Source organism: Streptomyces adelaidensis (assembly GCF_016598475.1).
GTDB lineage: Bacteria > Actinomycetota > Actinomycetes > Streptomycetales > Streptomycetaceae > Streptomyces > Streptomyces adelaidensis.
Genome location: NZ_JAEMUX010000007.1, coordinates 104,041 through 124,080 on the forward strand (window position 1 = coordinate 104,041; position 20,040 = coordinate 124,080).

General features: G+C 72.3%; 15 protein-coding genes. 4 read left to right on the plus strand and 11 right to left on the minus strand.

All coding sequences use genetic code 11. The annotated features are described in order from the left end of the window. Positions 1-62: 62 nt before the first annotated feature. Positions 63-1,757, minus strand: a complete 1,695-nt coding sequence (locus I8N67_RS05970; RefSeq protein WP_200301584.1) for a cholesterol oxidase substrate-binding domain-containing protein — start codon at positions 1,755-1,757, stop codon at positions 63-65. 168 nt (positions 1,758-1,925) lie between these two features. Here I8N67_RS05970 and I8N67_RS05975 point away from each other — a divergent pair, with 168 nt between their 5' ends. Both I8N67_RS05975 and I8N67_RS05980 read left to right on the plus strand, forming a co-directional pair. Next, positions 1,926-2,447, plus strand: coding sequence for a DUF6328 family protein (locus I8N67_RS05975; RefSeq protein WP_200301522.1), 522 nt, complete (start codon positions 1,926-1,928; stop codon positions 2,445-2,447). A gap of 92 nt (positions 2,448-2,539) precedes the next feature. Next, the gene (locus tag I8N67_RS05980; RefSeq protein ID WP_200301523.1) at positions 2,540-5,743 is read left to right on the plus strand and encodes an amidohydrolase family protein; all 3,204 of its coding nucleotides are present in this window, start codon (positions 2,540-2,542) and stop codon (positions 5,741-5,743) included. A 49-nt stretch (positions 5,744-5,792) separates the two neighbouring features. Here the strand turns inward: I8N67_RS05980 and I8N67_RS05985 are convergent, their stop codons facing one another. The 4 genes from I8N67_RS05985 to I8N67_RS06000 form a co-directional block, all read right to left on the minus strand. Next, positions 5,793-7,010 (minus strand): 4-hydroxybenzoate 3-monooxygenase, encoded by a 1,218-nt coding sequence (locus I8N67_RS05985; RefSeq protein ID WP_200301524.1) that lies wholly within the window; start codon positions 7,008-7,010, stop codon positions 5,793-5,795. A 48-nt stretch (positions 7,011-7,058) separates the two neighbouring features. Further along, positions 7,059-8,024: a threonine/serine dehydratase family protein gene (locus tag I8N67_RS05990; protein ID WP_200301525.1), complete on the minus strand. Its 966-nt coding sequence runs from the start codon at positions 8,022-8,024 to the stop codon at positions 7,059-7,061. A gap of 139 nt (positions 8,025-8,163) precedes the next feature. Then, positions 8,164-9,669: an ATP-binding protein gene (locus I8N67_RS05995; RefSeq protein ID WP_200301526.1), complete on the minus strand. Its 1,506-nt coding sequence runs from the start codon at positions 9,667-9,669 to the stop codon at positions 8,164-8,166. A gap of 43 nt (positions 9,670-9,712) precedes the next feature. Then, complete coding sequence (locus tag I8N67_RS06000; RefSeq protein WP_200301527.1) at positions 9,713-11,389, minus strand: NAD(P)/FAD-dependent oxidoreductase; 1,677 nt, start codon at positions 11,387-11,389, stop codon at positions 9,713-9,715. A gap of 155 nt (positions 11,390-11,544) precedes the next feature. Between I8N67_RS06000 and I8N67_RS06005 the strand changes: the two genes are divergently transcribed. After that, entirely contained in the window at positions 11,545-12,417 is an 873-nt protein-coding gene (locus I8N67_RS06005; RefSeq protein ID WP_200301528.1) for a universal stress protein, read from the plus strand. A 17-nt stretch (positions 12,418-12,434) separates the two neighbouring features. On the opposite strand, the gene I8N67_RS06010 is transcribed toward I8N67_RS06005, so the two are convergent. From I8N67_RS06010 to I8N67_RS06020, 3 genes are all read right to left on the minus strand, one after another. Then, entirely contained in the window at positions 12,435-13,682 is a 1,248-nt protein-coding gene (locus I8N67_RS06010) for a DUF4032 domain-containing protein (RefSeq protein WP_200301529.1), read from the minus strand. Positions 13,683-13,801: 119 nt separating this feature from the next. Beyond that, positions 13,802-14,125 (minus strand): hypothetical protein, encoded by a 324-nt coding sequence (locus I8N67_RS06015; protein ID WP_234045163.1) that lies wholly within the window; start codon positions 14,123-14,125, stop codon positions 13,802-13,804. Between the two features lie 69 nt (positions 14,126-14,194). Next, positions 14,195-16,111 carry an AMP-dependent synthetase/ligase gene (locus I8N67_RS06020; RefSeq protein WP_200301530.1) on the minus strand — a complete coding sequence of 639 codons (1,917 nt, stop codon included), beginning with the start codon at positions 16,109-16,111 and terminating at the stop codon, positions 14,195-14,197. A 314-nt stretch (positions 16,112-16,425) separates the two neighbouring features. On the opposite strand from I8N67_RS06020, the gene I8N67_RS06025 reads away from it, so the two are divergent. Next, positions 16,426-16,950 carry a hypothetical protein gene (locus I8N67_RS06025; protein ID WP_200301531.1) on the plus strand — a complete coding sequence of 175 codons (525 nt, stop codon included), beginning with the start codon at positions 16,426-16,428 and terminating at the stop codon, positions 16,948-16,950. A gap of 15 nt (positions 16,951-16,965) precedes the next feature. On the opposite strand, the gene I8N67_RS06030 is transcribed toward I8N67_RS06025, so the two are convergent. Genes I8N67_RS06030 through I8N67_RS06040 form a run of 3 tightly spaced genes read right to left on the minus strand, consistent with a single transcriptional unit; the run spans position 16,966 to position 20,016 of the window. Next, complete coding sequence (locus I8N67_RS06030) at positions 16,966-18,468, minus strand: tripartite tricarboxylate transporter permease (protein WP_200301532.1); 1,503 nt, start codon at positions 18,466-18,468, stop codon at positions 16,966-16,968. A 1-nt stretch (position 18,469) separates the two neighbouring features. After that, complete coding sequence (locus tag I8N67_RS06035; RefSeq protein ID WP_200301533.1) at positions 18,470-19,009, minus strand: tripartite tricarboxylate transporter TctB family protein; 540 nt, start codon at positions 19,007-19,009, stop codon at positions 18,470-18,472. Beyond that, a complete protein-coding gene (locus I8N67_RS06040; protein WP_200301534.1) occupies positions 19,006-20,016 on the minus strand; it encodes a Bug family tripartite tricarboxylate transporter substrate binding protein in 1,011 nt (336 codons plus the stop codon). The genes I8N67_RS06035 and I8N67_RS06040 overlap by 4 nt, the downstream gene beginning before the upstream one ends. Between the last annotated feature and the right edge of the window lie 24 nt (positions 20,017-20,040).

Here is a 20,040-nt window from a genome sequence, read left to right on the forward strand (position 1 = left end):
TTCCGCACGGCGGGCGGTTCCGGCCGGGGGCCCGTCCGGGCCCGGAATTCGCTGGCACTCGCTTACGGGAACAGTCGGTCGAGGAAGGTGTTCCCGTACACCCGGTGCGGATCGAGCCGGTCCAGGATCTCCGTCGCTCCGTCCCATCCCGGCCCCTCGCCGTCGTCGAAGGACTCCGGTACGACGGTGCCGAGGACCTCCTCGTCGCTCCAGGCGGCCTCGTCGGTGTAGCCCCAGCCCTTGGACCACTCGACGCGGGTGAGGGCGTGCTCGCCGTCGTACGTCGTGAGCAGGAACCGCTCCAGCTCGCGGAAGAACGCCTCGGCGTCGGGTGTCCCCGGCAGCGTCAGCACGTCCAGCCACACGGCGGTGTCCCACTCCGGCCGGTCGGCGCGCGGTCGCAGCGCCGACAGCAGCGGGGCGCGGGCGCCGGCCAGTCCGACGTCCGCCGGGTCGTCGAAACCGGACACCCGGATCTCGACCGAGCCGTTGACGGGGAAGCGCCCCCGGGCGGCGTACGCGGTGAGCCGCTCCCGGTAGAACGCGGCGAACTCGCAGACCACGCGCTGCACCTGGTCCCGTGAGGTGAGCACCGCGTACCCGTTCGCCGTCACTCGCAGGGTCGTCGGCTTCAGATACAGCAGCGTGTTCTTCGACGGCCCCCAGATGTCCGCCGACAGCGTCGTCGCCAGCCCCAGCGAGGCCACGCCCGCCTGCGTGTTGCCCAGCACCGGGGCCAGATACCAGGCGCCCTCGGACGCGATCCGCCCGACGAGATCCGCCACCACCGTCGGCACATTGTCCGAGAAGGGATAGTTGTACGGCGAGGTCACGCGCCGGGAGGTGAGCGGGCGGGTCGGCTCGACACTCCACACCTTGAACCAGGGGAACTCGGTGAACGCGAACCAGATCGCCTCCAGGCGCCCCGCCTCGTCCAGGAAGCTCTCGAACGTACGCCCTGTACTGCCGGGCGCGGCGAACAGCTCCCCGGCGGGGATGTCGGTCCGGCTCAGGCACCGCAGATTCGTGTTCGCCCCCACCCGCAGCACGAACTCGGTGACCAGCGCCCGTCCGACATGGGTGAGCAGCGCGGCACCGTCGGCGTCGTCCCGCCGATATGTCCGCAGGACGTACGCGTCGCTGTCGGCGTCCCACACCACGGCCGTCAGCGACAGCACGAGATTGCTGAGCGAGCCGTAGGTGTGACCGGGCAGCCGGGTCTCCCCTTCTGCCGGTACGGCCGTGCCGTGGGCGTCGACGGCCAGGGCGCCGCCGATCGAGAGATCGCCGGGCGCCGGGCAGGCCGTCACGCCGAGCCCGTGGCCCTCCAGGAAGGTGAGCAGGCCCTCAAGGGTGGCACCGGAACCCACCCGGACGGCGGCGGGGCCGGTGGATTCGAGCGCCGTGCCGGTGAGGTGCGTCGTGGTGTCGACCAGCAGCACCGGCGCGCCGGCGTCGGTGCCGGGGGTGACGGTCAGTGGCGACCAGCCGTGGGAGAGGCCGCGCGCCCGGACCGTCCAGCCCTGCCGCCGGGCCCAATTCACCACCGCCACCACCTGGTCCGCGTCGGCGGGCGCGCACGCCCACAGCCCGGACGCGGTGATCTCCCCGCCCCAGTTGCGGTACGCCGACCGGTACAGCTCGACGTCCGCCGGGAAACCGGGCAGCTCGGCCGCGGCGGCGGCCGGATCCTGGCGGACGAACTGCGGTGTGAGGGCGAGCGCGGCGGCGCCCAGGAGGAGACCCCGGCGGGACATTTCTGAAGAGTCGGTCACCGCAGCCACGCTAGGCCGCAGATTGACACAAGTGACCGATCCGCCAACCGGATTCACTCGTGCGAGTGAAGTGTCGGGTGTGCCCGCTTGGTCGTTCGGGCCGCGGCGCCATCCAGGGAAGGGGACATCGACCGAAGCCGGGAGAACACCGTGACCGAGGGGTACGACAGCCGGGACGGGGACCCGCGGGACGACCGGAACCGGAACCGGGGCCGCGACGAGACCGAGGAGGAGCGCGCCGACCGCCGCTGGGGCGAGCTCATCCAGGAGGTACGGGTCGCCCAGACCGGGGTGCAGATCCTCTTCGGCTTCCTGCTCACCGTCGTCTTCACCCCGCGCTACGAGCAGCTGCCGCAGACCGAGAAGACCATCTACATCGTCACCGTCGTCCTGGGCGCCGCCGCCACCGGCGCCCTGATCGGCCCTGTCTCCTTCCACCGGATCGTCGCCGGCCGCCGCATCAAACCCGCCGCCGTGTACTGGGCGAGTCGGCTCACCGTCGTCGGCCTGATCCTGCTCCTCGCGACCATGACCGCGGCGCTGCTGTTGATCCTGCGGGTCGCCACCCACGACGAATACGTCCCCTGGCTGGTCGGCTCTGTGCTCGTCTGGTACCTGCTCTGCTGGTTCGCGCTGCCGGCGTGGATCCGCCGCCGTCACCACACCGAGTGATCCGGGGCGCCGTCACGCAGGGGAGTGACACCGCCGATGGCGTGAATGGCGGTGTTGCCCCTGGGCCCCGTGGTGCGCCAGCGTGCCGTGTCATGGACCGTGACCAGAGTCGCTCCACCCCGCCCCTGACCCGCCGTCAACTCCTGGCCGCCACCGGGGCCGTCGCGGTCCTCGGCACCGCCGGCACCGCCGCGCCCGCCACCGCCCGGCCCCGGACGACCGGCACCGGCCTCTCCCTCACTTTCACCCGGGCCACCAACGGCTCGGCGACCCTCGCACCCGCCGGCGACACCCTGATCGCCGAGATCCAGAGCGGCCTGTGGTCCCTGCCCCGCACCGGCGGCAAGGCCGTCCCCCTCACCCCGGCCGGCCTCGAACCCAACCGGCCCACGTACGCCCCGGACGGCGCCCTCATCGCGTTCTGCGCGTACCAGGGCGGCGGCTTCCACCTGTGGACCATGCGCCCCGACGGTTCCGACCTGCGCCGGCGCACCGACGGCCCCTGGGACGACCGGGGACCGGCCTGGTCGCCCGACGGCACCCGGCTCGCCTTCGGCTCCGAACGCGGCGGCGACCCCGTCACGGGCGGCCCGTACCGCATCCACGTCCTGGACCTGAGCACCGGCGACCTCACCCGCGTCACCGGCCTGTCCGGGCAGGACGGCCCCCTCCAGGACGGCGCGTGGGAGGACTTCGACCCCACCTGGTCACCGGACGGCGACCGACTGCTGTTCGTGCGCGCCAAGGCCGTCATCTCGGGCGGCACGCCGTCCGTCGAGTCCAGGACCGTCGCCGCCGTGGCCGCCGACGGCACCGGCCCGGTGACCGTCGAGCACACCGAGACCGCGGCCGCCCAGGTCATGACCCCCGTTCTCGCGCCCGACGGCCGCCGCCTCGCCTACCTGCGCACCACCGCTTCCCCCAACGCCTCCTGCACCCTCGTCGTCGACGGCGAGCCCGTCCCGGTCGACGGAGACCTCGCGCCCGTACCACCCCGCTGGACCGCCGACGGGCGACTCCTGCTGACGCTCGACGGCCGGTTCACCCTCGTCCGCCCCGAGGACCCCGCCGAACCCGAGGCCATCCCCTTCGAGGGCGTGCTCCCCGTGGACCGGCCCCGCTACCGGATCAAGGAGTACGACCTCGGAGAGGCGCGCGTACGGCCCGTGCGGGGCATCCACCTGCCCGCGCTCTCGCCCGACGGCCGGAGCATCGCCTTCGCCGCGCTCAACTCGCTCTGGCTGGCCGGGACTTCGGGCGGCCGCCCGCCCAAGAGACTGCGCGAGTCACCGCCCACCCGCTACCTCCTCGCGCCCGCCTGGGCACCCGACGGCAGGTCCCTCGTCTACGCCGACGACCGTGACGGCCTCCTCGGCGTGTACCGGCACGATCTCGCCACCGGCGAGGAGACCGCCCTCGCCACCGGCGGCCGTGTCATGCCCGCCCTCTCGCCCGACGGGAGGCGCCTGGCCGCCCTCGACCTGACCGGACGGCTCGTCGTACGCGACCTGGAGAGCGGCGAGGACCACGTCCTCGCGACACCGCTCGGCGGGGGCGGCATCCCCGGCAGGCCGAGCTGGTCGCCCGACGGACGGTATCTCGCCCTGTGCGATCGCAACCGGCTGAGTGCCCGCTTCCGGGAGGGCTACAACCTCGTCCGGATCATCGACGCCACCACGGGCGCCGACCGGCTGCACGCGGTCGCGCCCCACACCTCGATCGCCGACCGGTACGACTCCGGTCCCGTCTGGTCGCCCGACGGCCGCTGGCTGGCCGTGATCGTCGAGTCGGCCCTCTGCCTGCTGTCCGTCACCCCCGACGGCACCCCCCGAGGCGAGCTCCGCACCCTCACCACCGAACCCGCCGACCACCCCACCTGGTCCGGCGACTCCAAGACCCTCCTCTACCAGTCCGGCACCCGCCTGCGCCTCATCGACGTCTCCGGCGACCACGCCCGCACCGTCCGCGTGCCGCTCGACCGCACCCGGCCCACCCCCGCCGACACCGTCGTCCACGCCGGACGCCTGTGGGACGGCACCGGCGAGACGGTACGCGACGACGTCGACATCCTCGTACGCGCCGGCCGCATCACCGCCGTCGAACCCCACCGGGCCAACCGCCGGGCCGCCCTCCACCGCCTCGACGCCTCCGCCCGGACCGTCATCCCGGGCCTGTGGGACACCCACACCCACCCCTGGCACAGCACCTACGGCAGCCGCCAGGCCACCGGACAGCTCACCTACGGCGTCACCACCGCCGTCTCCCTCGGCGGCTTCGCCTACGAACAGGTCCGCATCCGCGAGGAGGTGAACGCCGGCCGGCTCGCCGGACCCCGGCTGCTCACCACCGGCGAACTCCTCGACGGCTCGCGCGTCGCGTACAGCATGGGACGCGCCCACCGGACGAGGGCGGGACTGCGGCGCACCCTGGAGCGCGGCGCGGCACTCGACTGGGATTTCGTCAAAACCTATGTGAGAGCGCCCGGTTGGGTGATGAGCGAGGCCGCGCACTTCGCCCACGAACGGCTCGGCGTACGCACCGGCGGCCACCTCCTCTCACCCGGAGTACAGCTCGGCCAGGACCTGACGACCCACCTCCAGGCCACCCAGCGCGCCGAGTTCGGACACGCCATCACCGCCACCGGGCGGGCCTACGAGGACGTGCTGGAGATCTACAGCGCCCAAGGCGTCGACTTCTCCCTCATCGCCACCCCCTTCACCGCCGCGCCCCTCCTCGGCGCCGACCCGTCCCTCGCCGACGACCCGCGCGTGAGCGTCGTGATGCCCCCGTGGGACGCCGCCCTGGTACAGCAGTCCGCGGGCGTCCCGCCGACCCCCGCCCAGCTCGCCGCGCTGCGCACGGAGACCGACATCTACCGGCGGATCCTCGCCGCCGGCGGTACCGTCGCCCTCGGCACCGACCAGCCGCTCGGCCCCGTCGGCCTCTTCCTCCATCTCGCGCTGCGCGCCCTGCACGAGGGCGGACTCAGCCCCGCCCAGACCCTGCGCACCGCGACCGTCCTCCCGGCCCGGCTCTTCGGCCTCGACGACGACCTCGGCACGGTCGAGACGGGCAGGCTCGCCGACCTGACCGTCATCGACGGCGACCCCTTCACGGACTTCACCGACCTCGTCCGCACGGTGTCGGTCCTGAGAGGCGGAGTCCCTTACGAGACCGAGGAGTTGGTGGCCGCGTACCAGCCCACCGCCCGGCGCGCGAAGGCCGCCGAGACACGGGACGACTGGCTGGAGATCGGGCGGGCGATGCGACGGGACGGGTGCTGCGGCGACCACTGAGAGGCTTGGGCCGGGCGTACGGTTCGCCGCGCCCGGCCCGTCCTGGTCGCTAGTGGTCGGTGTCCTTGCCGATGAACAGCTCCGCGAAGGTCGACGCGGCGGCGGGGGAGCCGAGGACGCGGCGCAGCCGGGCGGTCGCCGCGCCCGCCCGGAACGCGTCGCCCGACGACGGCCCGTGCAGCAGCTCCGCCAGCCACTGCGAGAACTCCTGGTAGTGCCACACCCGGCGCAGACAGGCCTCCGAGTATCCCCGCAGCCCACTGTCGTCACCCTTGCCGAGGTACGCGATCAGCGCGTCCGCGAGGAGCAGCGAGTCGTGCAGCGCGAGGTTCATGCCCTTCGCGGCGATCGGCGCGACCAGGTGGGCCGCGTCGCCCGCGAGATACAGCCGGCCGTACGTCATCGGCTCGACGACGTAGTTGTGCATGTCGAGCACCCGCTTCTCGACCAACGGGCCCTCCGTGAGCGGCCGGGTGCCCGGCACCGTCAGCCGGGCGTGCAACTCCGACCACACCCGCTCGTCCGGCCAGTTCGCCGGGTCGTCACCGGCCGGGACCTCCAGGTAGTAGCGGGTGACCTCGGGGCTGCGCGCCATGTGCCCGGCGAAACCCCGGGGATGTACACCGAGGATGACGCAGTCCGACGACGGCGGCGCCTCGGCGAGCAGCGCCAGCCAGCCGACCCCGTGGTCGTGCCGGGCGACCGTGGCGTGCTCCGCCGGCAGCGCGCTCCGCGTGACACCCCGCGCGCCGTCGCAGCCCGCGACGAACTCGCAGTGGATGAGCCGCCGTTCACCGGTCGCCGGATCCGTGTACGACACCGAGGGCCGCTCGCTGTCGACGTCGTGCAGCTGCACATCACGTACGCCGAAACGGATGTCGCCGCCCCGGACGTCCGCGTACTCCCGCACCAGGTCGGTCACGAGCAGCGGCTGCGGATAGACGAAGTGATGATGCCCCGTGATCTCCGTGTACGGGAACCGCTGTCGCTCACCGCCGAAACGGAACTCGAACTCCGTGTGCGTCGGCGCCTGTTCCGCGATCCGGCCGGCGAGCCCGCGCCGCTCCAGCGCCCGCACCGCCCACTCCTCCAGGAACCCGGCGCGCGGCCGCCGCTCGATGAACTCCCGGCTCTCCGTCTCCAGCACCACACAGTCCACGGCGGCGGCCCGCAGGATGTTGCCGACGGTCAGCCCGGCGGGGCCCGCGCCGACGATGACGACGGGGGCGCGTTCGGGGGACGTGGGGGTGGGGGTGGGGGTGGTCATTCGAACATTATGCCGGTCGGCGCGTGCGGACCGTCGGCGTCATTCCGGCTACAGGCCGAATCGCCGGGCCCACTCCGTGATGTCCGCCGTGGTCGTGTTGCCCCCGCACACCACGAGCCCCAGCCGGGCTCCGTCTCCGACCCGCTCCAGCACCTGCCGGGCCGCCGGCAGCAGGCATCCGGCGGCGGGCTCCGCCCACAGCTTGGCGTGCTCTGCGAGGTCGAGGACGCCCCGTACCGCTTCGGCGTCCGGGACCACGAGGACGTCCTCGACGAGGGCGGCCACATGGTCGTAGGTGAGCTGCGAGGCGGAGGGGGCACTGAGTGTGGTGACGACGGAGGAGAGGGGGACCGTCACGGGGCCGCCCGCCGCCAGTGCCTCCGCCATGGCTGTGGCGCCCACCGTCTCCACGCCCCAGACGCGGACCTGCGGGCGCAGCGCCTTGAAGGCGGTGGCCACGCCGGCGATGAGGCCACCGCCGCCGATGCTGACGAGCACGTCGGTGAGGGAGTCGGCGTTTTCGGCGTCCTCGGAGAACTCCAGGCCCACGGTGCCCTGGCCGGCGATCACCAGCGGGTCGTCGAACGGATGGACGAGGGTGAGGCCCTCCGCGCGCAGTCGCTCGGTGAGCGCGAACGCCTCGGCCATGCCGTCGGTGAGGCGCAGCGAGGCGCCGCTCGCCTCGACGAGGTCGGCGGCCCGCTTCGGGGCGGTGCGGGACATCACCACCGTCGCCTTGATGTGCAGTGCGGCCGCCATGTGTGCCAGGGCGATGCCGTGGTTGCCGCCGCTGACGGCGACGACGCCTGCGGCGCGCTCCGCGTCCGTCAGCGTCAGCAGCTTCGCGGTCGCGCCGCGGGCCTTGAACGAGCCGGTCCGTTGCAGTAGCTCCAGCTTGGTCGTGACCGGGGCGCCGAGCAGCGTCTCCAGCCCTGGGCTCCGCACGGTCGGCGTCCGTACGACGTACCCGGCGACCCTCTCGGCCGCCTCCCGGATCTCAGAGATCCCGATCAACACACCCTCCTCGCACCATGGGTTTTCGCCCCCGCCGCCCCTACCCGTCCCATCCCGTACCGGAGGGGCTAATTCAGCCCCTCCGGCGTTTGAGGAGCGGGGTCCGGGGCGGAGCCCCGGGGGTGGGGCCGGTGGCGGGTCATGACGCCTCCTCAGGCGCATCGGGCTCGGGCTCGGGCTCGTCGGCCAGTGTGAGGTCGAGGTCGGCCGCGGGGGCGGTCAGTGGGAGGAAGACCTGGAAGCGGGTGTCACCGGGCCGGGAGTGCACCTCGATGTGCCCGTGGTGCTTGTTGACGACGATCCGCCAGGAGATGTCGAGCCCGAGCCCGGTACCCCGCCCGACCGGCTTGGTCGTGAAGAAGGGATCGAAGATCCGTCCGCGGATGTCCGCCGGAACACCGGGACCGGTGTCGCGGAACTCGACCAGCACCAGGTCACGATGGTCCAGCGCCGTCCGCACGGTCAGCGTCCCCGCCCCACCCGCGTCACCGATCGCCGAGACCGCGTTGTCGATCAGATTCGTCCACACCTGGTTCAGCTCACCCGGATAGGCCGGAATCCTCGGCAGCGTACGGTCGTACTCCTTCACCACCTCGATCCGGTCACCGATCTTCCCGGACAGCATCAGCAGCGTGCTGTCGAGGAGTTCGTGCACATCGGCGTTCTGATAGGGCGCGCGGTCGAGCTGCGAGTACTGCTTCGCCGCGTCGACGAGCTGCGTGATGCGGCTCGTGGAGTCCTGGATCTCGTTCATCAACAGCTCGGTCTCGACGGTGTAGTTGAGCCAGCGGACCGCCCCTTCGAGGGTGTGCTCGTCCACGGCGGCGGCGACCTGGTCCAGCCAGTCGGTGTCGAGCCCGGCCTGGACGAAGTTCGGCGCGAGCTGCCAGCCGCCCGCGATGCCGTGGTCGTCGAGCCAGTCCGCCAGCTCGTCCTCCCGGTCGGCCGCCTCCAGAGGACTGAGCGGGGTCGCCTTGGAGACCTGCTCGGCCGTCCGCTCCTGGAGCTCGACGAGTGACTCCAGCATGGCGCGCTTGTACGGCCCGGCGGCGATGGCCCCCAGCTTGTGCCGCATCCCCGCCACCCGCTCCCGCAGCGCGGAGGTGGCCCGTACGGCCGCCGCCGCGGGGTTGTTGAGCTCATGCGTGAGCCCGGCCGACAGCGAACCGAGCGCCAGCAGACGTTCGCGCTGGCCGATGGTCCGCTGGGTGTTCTGGTTGCCGAAGAACAGGCCTTCCAGCAGATGGACGGCCATGGGGAACCAGTCGCGCATGATCCGGGCGAAGGAGGCCGCGGGCAGGACGAAGAACCGCGAAAGGGCCGTGACCCGCATGGAGCCCTTGTAGCGGGCCTGGTCGGCCTGGTCGCCGAGATACGCCTGGAAGGCGCCCGCGTACACCCCGACCTGGGAGCTGCGGCTGACCTCGACGTCGTCGTCGCCGACCCGGCGGGTCATCACGACCGCGCCCTCCAGGAGCACGAAGAAGCAGGTCGCGGGCTCACCCTCGCGGTAGACGTAACCGGGCTCGAACCGCTCCACCCGGCCCTCACGGCACAGCCGGTCCAACTGCCCGTCGTCCAGCTTCTCGAAGAGGAACAGCGCGCCGAGTTCGGCCCGGTCGCACGGCGACGGCTGCCCGCTCACGACGGCCGCCCTGCGGCTCGTACGACTGCCTCCGACACGCGATTCATGACTGCTCCAGGTACCGGTGCACCAGCATCACGGCCATCGCTCCCTCTCCCACGGCGGACGCGACCCGCTTCGCGGACTCGGACCGCGCGTCCCCGGCGACGAACACGCCGGGCACATTGGTCTCCAGGTGGTACGGCGGCCGGTCCAGCTCCCAGCCCGGCGGCGGCCCCCCGTCGCTGGTCATGTCGGGCCCGGTCACGATGAACCCGCGCTCGTCGCGGAGTACGGTCCCCGCCAGCCACTCGGTGCGCGGCTCGGCGCCGATGAACACGAACAGCCACTGCGCGTCGACCAGTTCCTCGCGCCCGCTCGCCACGTCCTTGAGCGTCAGCTGCTCCAGGTGGTCCGTGCCGTGCGCGGCCTCGACGACCGTGCCGCCGCGGACGAAGATGTTGGGCGCCTCGCCGAGTTGCTGGATCAGATAGTGCGACATGGACGCGGTCAGCGAGTCGCCGCGGACGAGGAGGGTGACCGACTTGGCGCCGCGGGCCAGGTACATCGCGGCCTGCCCCGCCGAGTTCGCGCCGCCCACGATGTACACGTCGTGCCCCTGGCAGCCGGCTGCCTCGGTGAGCGCCGAGCCGTAGAAGACGCCGCAGCCGGTGAGGTCCGCGCAGCCCGGCGCGGCGAGCTGCCGGTAGGCCACACCCGTCGCGAGGATCACGCTGTGCGCGGCGACCGCCGAACCGTCGGAGAACCGGACGGTCCGCGCGGCCCCGTTCAGCTCCAGCCCGCTGACCTCGCGGGCGGTGAGGATCTCCGCGCCGAACCTGGTGGCCTGCCGCCGGGCCCGGCCGGTGAGCTGGGCGCCCGACACCCCGTCGGGGAAGCCGAGGTAGTTCTCGATCCGCGAGCTCTGCCCGGCCTGACCACCGGTGGCGGACCGCTCGACGAGCAGGGTCCGCAGCCCCTCCGAGGCCCCGTACACGGCCGCGCCGAGCCCGGCCGGTCCGCCGCCGATGACGACCAGGTCGTAGAAGTCCTGGTCCGGCGTGGTCGCCAGCCCCACCCGGCGTGCCAGCTCCGGATCCTCCGGCTCGACCAGCGGCGTACCGTCCGGGGTGACGACGAGCGGCAGCCGCTGCCCGTCCGCACCGGCCGCGGCGAGCAGCCGCCGCCCCTCCGGCTCGTCGGACGAGTACCAGCGGTACGGCACCTGGTTACGCGCCAGGAACTCCCGGACGCCCGACGACCGCGCCGACCACCGGTGCCCGACGACCTTCGTGGTGTCCACGCGGGTGCGGTCGGCGGCCCGCCAGGCCTGGAGCAGGTCGTCGAGGACGGGGTACAGCTTCTCCTCGGGCGGGTCCCACGGCTTCAGCAGATAGTGGTCGAGGTCGATGACGTTGATCGCGTCGATCGCCGCGTTCGTGTCCGCGTACGCGGTGAGCAGCACCCGCCGGGCGCCCGGATACACGTCCAGTGCCTGTTCCAGGAACTCGATGCCGTTCATCTGAGGCATCCGGTAGTCGGCCAGGATCACCGCCACCTGGTCCCCGCGCAGCTTCAGCTCCCGCAGCGCCTCCAGCGCCGCCTGCCCCGATTCCGCCCGCACGATCCGGTAGGTCTCGCCGTACCTGCGCCGCAGATCCCGGGCCACCGCACGGGAGACCCCCGGATCGTCATCCACCGTGAGGATCACGTTCCGCGCCGGACCGACAGCCTGAGTCATACGCCTCCACCCCGAGCCAATGGGCCCATCGTATGTTCGACCCTCCTGGTTCGCCCGGTTTCCGTAGATCCGCAGGCCCGGGGCCTCATCGCCGGAAGGCGAGGGTGGTGAAGACTGTGTCCTGTCAGCCGTGACACGACACAGAGAGGTGGCCGATGACGACGGGCCCGATCACCGCCGCAGTGGACGGTACGTCCGAGAGTCTCGCCGCGCTGGCCTGGGCCGGCCGGGAGGCCGTACGCCGGGGACTGGCGCTGCGGGTGGTGCACGCGTGGCAGTGGCAGCCGCACGAGGCGATCACCGTGGACCGGGACGGACAGACGCGGTGGGCCCGGGAGGCGCTCGCCGAGGCGGCCCGGACCGTGACGGAGCGGCACCCTGACCTGGCGGTGACGACGGAGCTGCTGGAGGGCCCGCCGGTCGGCTCGCTGGTCGCCGCCGCGGAGCACGCCGAGACGCTGGTGCTCGGCTCGCGCGGGCACGGCGCGGTGGTCGGCTTTCTGCTCGGCTCCGTCGGGCAGCAGGTGATCGTCGAGTCGCCGCGCCCCGTCGTGCTGGTCCGCGCCGAGGACGGCCCCAGCGGCGAGGCCGCCGGGCGCGAGGTCGTCGTCGGCCAGCAGGGCACGCCGCAGGACAGCGCGGACGCCCTGCGGTTCGCGTTCGAGACCGCCGCGGCCCGGGGCGCCGCCCTGCGCGCGGTCCGGGCCTGGACCCTGCCGCCGCTGTACGCGTACAGCCCGGGCTCGCTGAAGCTCCTCGACGAGGCCGGCGGCCTGGAACCGTACGAGAAGAACGCCCTGGCCGCCGCGCTGGAGCCGTGGCGGGAGCGGTTCCCGGACGTGCGGGTCACCCAGCATGTCGAGATGGGCAGCGCCGGGCAGGTGCTGCTGTCCGTGGCGCGGCGCGCCCAGCTGATGGTGGTCGGGCGCCGCGCCCACCGTACGGCCGTCGGCGCCCGTATCGGCTCGGTGGCCCACGGAGTCCTGCACCACGCGCACTGCCCGGTGGCCGTGGTCCCGCACGAGTGACCCGGCGCCGGAGGCGCTCACATGGCGGTGACGTCGTCCGCCGGCGGCGGCAGCAGGGCCAGTGTCCTCGGCAGGACGTTGTCGATGTAGTCCTTCACCGCCGTGTCCAGGCCGATGTCGTGCTGCGCCCGCTCGGACAGGTACCAGCGGTGTTCGAGGAGCTGGTGGTAGATCTCCGCCGCGTCCACCGAGCCGCGCAGCTCCAGGGGCACGGCCCGCACGGTCGGGCGGAACACCTCCCGCACCCAGCGGTGCGCGAGCACCTCCGGGCGGGCGCCGAGGGGGTCGCCCGGGGCGTAGTCGTCCTGGGTGGCCATCCAGCTCTCCAGGTCGTTCAGGAGCCGCCGGGCCTGGTTCTCCTCGGTGTCGAGGCCGGTCAGCCGCAGCAGCTGCCGCTGGTGGTGACCCGCGTCCACGACCTTGGGCACGAAGGTGACCGTGTCACCGTTGCCGGAGTGCTCGATCTGCATCTCGGCGACGTCGAAGCCCAGTTCGTTGAGACGGCGGATCCGGCGCTCGATGTAGTGGTACTTGCCGGCCGGGTACACCGACGTACGCGTCAGCTCCTGCCACAGGTTCCGGTAGCGCGCGCAGATCTCGTTGCCGAAGTCGATCGGGTCCACCGAGGGGTGCAGCGCCCCGGACGCCTCCAGGTCCAGCAGTTCGCCACTGATGTTGACCCGGGCGAGATCGAGGTCGTACTCGCGCTGCCCGCCGCTCAGCCGAGGGTGCAGATCCCCGGTCTCGGCGTCCACGAGATACGCGGCGTACGCCCCCGCGTCCCGCCGGAACAGCGTGTTGGACAGCGAGCAGTCGCCCCACGCGAACCCCGCGAGGTGCAGCCGCACCAGCAGGACCGCCAGGGCGTCCATCAGGCGGTGCATGGTGGCCGGGCGCATGGTCGTCTCGAACATCGAGCGGTACGGCATCGAGCCGCCCAGGTGCCGGGTGATCAGTACGGACTCCAGCGGATCGCCGGCGTCGTCGGTGCGGCCGGTGACCACGCCGAGGGCGTCCACGGCGGGGATGTCGAGCCGGTCCAGGTCGCGCAGGAGCTCGTACTCGCGCAGGGCGGGCCGCTCGGCGAGTTCCTTGACGGCCACGACCTCGTCGCCCGCGCGGGCGTAGCGCACCACGTGGCGGGAGATACCGCGGGGGAGCGGCACGAGATGGTGCTCGGGCCACTCCTCCAGCGGCAGGTGCCACGGCAGTTCGAGCAGCAGCGCGGGGTGTTCCGGGTTGGTGGCGCTGATCTGCAGTGCCATGGGTCCTCTGCCTTCGTCTCACGGTCGTGCGGTGTGCTCGCGGGCGGGCGGTCTCCGCTTTCGCCTGGAGCATCTCCGCATTCGGAGGACCGTTTCGTCAACAGCGGCCCGACCCGTGGTCAGACGGGCGCCGCCGCCGGTTCCTCCTTCGGCCGGCTGAGGGCGGACCGGACGTTCCACGCGCCCACGCCGAGGCACAGCAGACCGGTCGCGCCCGGGTACAGCCACACGCTCTTGTCCCGCTCGACGGCCGTGGTCGACGACTCGTCGTCCACATAGACGGCCACCGGCCCGGTGGGCTTCGTCGCGAACGTGGTGTCCACCTCCACCTCGGGGAGGTCGAACGAGCGGTCGTCGGCCGTGAAGGAGCCGTCGCACTGCCACTCGTCGTCGCCGCGCGACTCGGACACCTCGCACCGCGTGGCGGTGAACTGCCGTGACACGCCGGTCAGCCGGGTCTCCAGACGGCCCCATACGCGCCATTGACGGTCCCCCTGTTCTTCGGATCTCCGTCAGGGACGGGCCCGGCGGAACACGTCGTCGGCGTCGTCCCAGCCGGAGGTGTCTTCCGGCGCGGACCTGCGGACCGCCCGTGCCGAGGTCGCGTACATGGCCTCGATCTCCGCCTCGTACCGCCGCACGATGGTGTCCCGGCGCAGCTTCATCGACGGTGTCAGCATGCCGTTGGCGAGGTCGAAGGGCTCGGACAGGATGCGGAAGACACGGATCGACTCCGAGCGCGACACCGTGCTGTTGGCCCCGGCGATCGCCCGCAGCACCTCCTGCCGCAGCGCGTTCTCCTCCCGCGCCTCCCGGCCCAGCAACTCACCCGGGGCGGACAACGAACCCCGCCAGTGCGCGAGGAACTCCGGATCCAGAGTGATCAGGGCGCCCACACAGGGCCGGTTGTCGCCCACGACCACCGCCTGGTGGATCAGCGGATGCATCCGCAACTGCTCCTCCAGCGGCGCGGGCGCAACGCCCTTGCCGCCGCTGGTGATGATGATCTCCTTCTTGCGACCGGTGATCGACAGATACCCCTCCGAGTCCAGCCGCCCGAGGTCCCCCGTGGCCAGCCAGCCGTCCTGGAGCGTGGCCCGGGTGCCCGACTCGTCGTTGACGTACCCCTGGAACACCGACGGCCCGCTCACCAGGATCTCCCCGTCCCGCGCCACCCGGATCTCCGTGCCCGGCAGCGGACGGCCCACGGTGCCGAACTTCTCCCGGCCCACCGGCTGGGCGGTGATGCCGCCGGCGGTCTCGGTGAGGCCGTACCCGTCGTGGATGAGGATGCCGATGCCGGCGTAGAAGAGCGTGAGGTCGCGGTTGAGGGGCGAGCCGCCGGAACAGCCGCCGCGCACCCGGCCGCCGAGGGCCGCGCGCAGCTTGCGGTACACCGTCTTCTCGTAGAAGGCGTGTTGGAGCCGCAGGTCCATGGCGGGGCCGGGCCCGGTGTCCAGCCGGTGCCGCTCGACGGCGAGGGCGTAGTCCTGCGCGGTGCGCACCGCCCGCTCGAACAGCGGGCCCCGGCCCGACTGCTGGGCCTTGCGCAGGAAGTTCTTGTAGATCTTCTCGAAGACGTACGGGACGCCGAAGAGGAATGTGGGCCGGAAGGACCGCAGCGCGGCGGAGAGCGCCTTCTCGGTCAGCTCCGGCTCGTGCGCGAGGAGCAGCCCGCCGCGCAGGCACATCCCCTGGATCATGAGGCCGTAGACATGCGAGAACGGCAGGAAGGCGAGGATCGCGGGCTGTTCACCGGGCGCCGCCGCGGTGTGCCGCCACCCGGCGAGCAGGACGTCGCAGGGGCTGGCGAGGCTGCGATGGGAGAGCGCGCAGCCCCTGGGGCGGCCGGTGGTGCCCGATGTGTACGCGATCACCGCGGTGGAGTCCGGCATGACGATGCGGCGCAGCGAGTCCACCGTCGCGTCGGGCACGTCCCGGCCCGCCTCCACGAGCTGCGGCAGGGAGTCCGTGTCCAACTGCCAGACGTGCTGGAGCAACGGCAGCTTGGCGCACACCGAGCCGACCGTCATCACGCCCTGCTCGTCCTCCACCACCACGCCCACACAGGCCGCGTCCCGCAGGATCCACTCGACCTGGTCGCGCGACGACGTCGGATAGATCGGCACGATCTCGGCGCCCACCGACCACAGCGCGACACCGAGCACCGTCCACTCGACACGGGTCCGCGCCATCACCGCCACCCGGTTGCCCGGCCGGATCCCGGACGCGATCAACCCCTTGGCCAGGTCGGCCACTTCGTCGCGCACCTCGGCCGCGCTCACCCGTGTCCAGGTGCCCGGGGCGGCGGGGTCGCGGCGCGCGATCTGCGGCAGCGCGGGATCCCGGAGCGCCGTCTCGAACAGCGCGTCGGCCAGCCCGCCGGTCATGACCGGATCCGTCGGTGGAGCGATGCCGAAGTTGCCCATGCGACGCTCCAGAACCTTCCCTGCACGTGACCTCGCCGATGGTGCGGTAACCGGCGGTGATCGAACGTAGCGCACCGAGCCGGGGCCCGCGCGGGGATTCGGACAAGTCGCCGCCGCACATCCGCCCAGTGGGCGGTGAACGTGATGTGCGGCACGTGGCGGACCCCCTTCGCGGGCCCCTTCCGGGAATCGTCGCTGCACACGGCTTGATCACGTCTGACCGGCGGTAATACCCCGAATCGGGGGGTACGACGGGTGTGGCACTGTGGTCGCGCGAACGCGGGAGGTGTCCCGCCGATGTGGAGAGGTGGACGGTGCGCGAGCCCAACGTGATCGGGGACTGGCAGGAGTACGACGGCGACCTGGCCGGCCTGCGCGTGCGTGTCCACGGCGTGGAGTGCGCGGAGCCCCCACGGGGACGCGACGACGCCGCCGAGGGCCTGACGTACTTCCGCTTCCATGTGACGGTGGAGAACCGCGGCGCCGACCGCGTCGGCCTCCACCTGGAGGACGGCCAGCTCGACATCCGCACCGGCCCCGACGGCGAGAGCGCCTTCCTCGACTGGCGCAACTCCCGGTTCATCGAGGGCTTCGACCTCTACCCCCTGCGCCGCGCCACCGCCGTCCTGTACGCCGCGGCCACCGAGGCCCACCTCGCCCAGTTCGACATCCAGGTCCAACTGCGCGCCGACGAGGAGTGGGCCGAACGGTATCTGTGGTCCGGCGGCATCGGCGTGGACGAGGACCTCCTCGACCCGGCGGGCGGACCCGGCCGCGAGGACATCGCCGGCCAGATCAGCGCGTTCCTGCACGAGGAGGCGGAGCGCGGCACGAGCTGAGCGGCGTGTCACGACTCACCGGCTCCCGGCGGCCGTGCGGTCGCGGATCACCAGCCGCTTCAGCAGCGGCCAGGCCAGCAGCACGGCGATGATCACGTACACGGTCACCGCGAACGGCGTGTTCACCATGCCCCGGACGCTGCCGTCGCTGATCTGCAAAGCCCGCCGCAACTGCTGCTCGGCGTTCGGGCCGAGGATGACGCCGATGACGGCGGGCAGCACCGGCAGACCGTAGCGGCGCATACCGAAGCCGATCAGGCCGATGATCAGCAGGATCACCAGGTCGATCACCTCGCCGCCGACCGCGTACGCGCCGACCGCCGCGAAGAAGAGGATCCCCGCGTAGAGATACGGCCGCGGAATGCGCAGCAGCTTCGCCCACAGCGGGGCCAGCGGCAGGTTGAGCGCGAGCAGCAGCACCATGCCGACGAAGAGCGAGGCGATCAGGCCCCACACCAGGTCGGGTTCGCGTTCGAAGAGCAGGGGGCCCGGCTGGATGCCGTACTGCTGGAAGGCGGCCAGCATGACCGCCGCGACCGCCGTGGTGGGCAGGCCGAGCGTCAGCATGGAGACGAGGGTGCCCGCCGCCGAGGCCGACGCCGCCGACTCGGGGCCCGCCACCCCCTCGATGGCGCCCTTGCCCCACTCGTCCTTGTGCTTCGACAGCCGTTTCTCGGTGACGTACGACAGGAAGGTGGGTATCTCGGCGCCGCCCGCCGGGATCGCGCCGAACGGGAACCCGATGAACGGGCCCCGCACCCATGACTTCCAGGTCCGCCGCACATCGCCCCGGCCCAGCCACGGCCGGCCCACCGGGATCGGCTCGGGCGCACCGCGCCGCAGATGGGCGGCGACCCACAGCGCCTCGCCGATGGCGAAGAGACCGACCGCGACGATCACTACGTCGACACCGTCGGCGAGCTGGAGGGAACCGAAGGTCAGACGCTGCTGGCCGGTCATCTGGTCCAGGCCCACCAGGCCGATCGTCAGACCGATCAACAAGGAGGCGAGCCCCCGGATACGGGACGAGCCCAGCACGGACGTCACCGCGATGAACGCCAGCACCATGATCGCGAAGTAGTCCGGCGCACCGATGTCCACGGCCAGTTCGGCGACCGTCGGCGCGAGCAGCACCAGCAGGATCGTGCCGACCATGCCGCCCGCGAAGTGCCCGATGGCGGCGGCCGCCAGCGCCTGCGCGCCCCGCCCCGCCTTGGCCATCGGATGGCCTTCCATGGCCGCGACCACGGCCGCGCTCTCACCGGGCGTGTTGAGGAGGATCGAGGTGGTGGAACCGCCGAACATCGCTCCGTAGTAGATGCCCGCGAACATGATGAACGCGCCGACGGGGTTCAGCCCGTACGTCACCGGCAGCAGCAGCGCGACCGCCATGGCGGGACCGATGCCCGGCAGCACACCGATGGCCGTGCCCAGCAGGACACCGATCGCGGCCCACAGGATGTTGATCGGGGTCAGGGCCGTACCGAAGCCGTCGAGGAGGGAGCTCAGGGCGTCCATGTCAGAGCACTCCCATCAGCGGGCCGCCGGGGAGCGGCACCCCGAGCAGGTTGTTGAACACGGCGTACGTGGCCAGGGAGAGGACGGCCGCGATGAGCGGGTCGCGGTCGAGGCGCCGGCTGCCGAGCGCGAAGGCGGCGCCCCAGAAGAGCAGCGCCCCCGCGACGGGGAAGCCGAGCGGTTCGATCAGGACGGCCGCGCCGAGGAACACCCCGGCGAGCAGCAGTACCGTGCGCCAGTCGGCGGGCTCGGACAGGTCGATGTCCTCGCCGCCCTCGGCCTGGCCCCGGCCGCCGCGCAGCACGTCCACGGCGAGCAGCGCGGCTATCAGCAGCAGCCCGGCGCCCACCACGATCGGCACGGTCTTCGGGCCGACGGGACCGCGCTGGGCGATGTCGACGTCCATGGTGAGCGCGTCGGTCAGCACCAGGACGCCGAGGGCCATCAGCAGGACACATACGCCGAGTTCGGAGTGGTCGCGCAGCCAGGAGCGGCGCTCGGCCGCGGGCGCCGGGGGAGTGCCGGTGGTTTCCGTCGTCACAGTCCGAGCTCCTTCAGCACCGACACCACGCGCTTGTCCTGGGCGTCCAGGAACGCGCCGAACTCGTCGCCGGTGAGGAAGGCGTCGTCCCAGCCGTTCTGCTTCATCGACTGCCGCCACTCCGGCGAGTCGTGCAGCTCCTCGACCAGCCGGGTGAGCTTGTCCCGCTCGGCCTCGGTGAGGCCGGGCGGGGCGACGATGCCGCGCCAGTTGGTGAAGTTCACGTCGTAACCCGCCTCCTGGAGGGTCGGCGCGTCCAGCCCGTCGACCCGCTCCGGGCCGGTGACCGCGAGCAGCCGCAGCTCACCCGCCTTGATCTGGTCCAGGTACTCGCCGACCCCGGACACCCCGAAGGCGACCTTGTTGCCGAGGATCGAGGCGAGCAGCTCCCCGCCGCCGTCGAAGGGGACGTAGTTGACGTCCTTCGGCGCGATCCCCGCCGCCTGCGCCATCAGCATCGGCGCCAGATGGTCGGGCCCGCCCGGCGCCGATCCGCCGCCCACCGGCAGCTTGCCGGGGTTCTCCTTCCACGCCCCGATGAGATCGTCGATCGTCCGGTACGGGGAGTCCTTGGCGACCACCACGACGTCCTGCTCCTCGGTGAGGCGGGCTATCGGGGTGGTGTCGGCGAGGGTCTTCGGCGCGTCGTTGGAGCGGACGGCACCCACCACGCCGAGCCCCATCGACATGGCCAGCTTGCCGTTGCCGTGCTCGCTCACCAGCCGGCTCAGACCGACCGTTCCGCCGGCGCCGGGCAGGTTGAACACCTCGATGTTGTGGGTGAGCCCGGCGTCCTCTGCGTTCTTCGCGGCGGTGCGGGCCGTGATGTCGTAGCCGCCGCCGGGTGTGTTCGGAACCATGAAGCGCAGCCCCGGGATCTGCGTGCCGGCCTCACTGCCGCCGCCGGTCGTCAGCAGCGGTGGGCCCACGAGCACGAGCACGGCGGCCCCGAGCAGGGCGAGGACGGCCCGCCGTCGGGGAGTGCGCGGATGCACGAATGCCACCACCTGTCGATTGTGTCGAGTCACGCC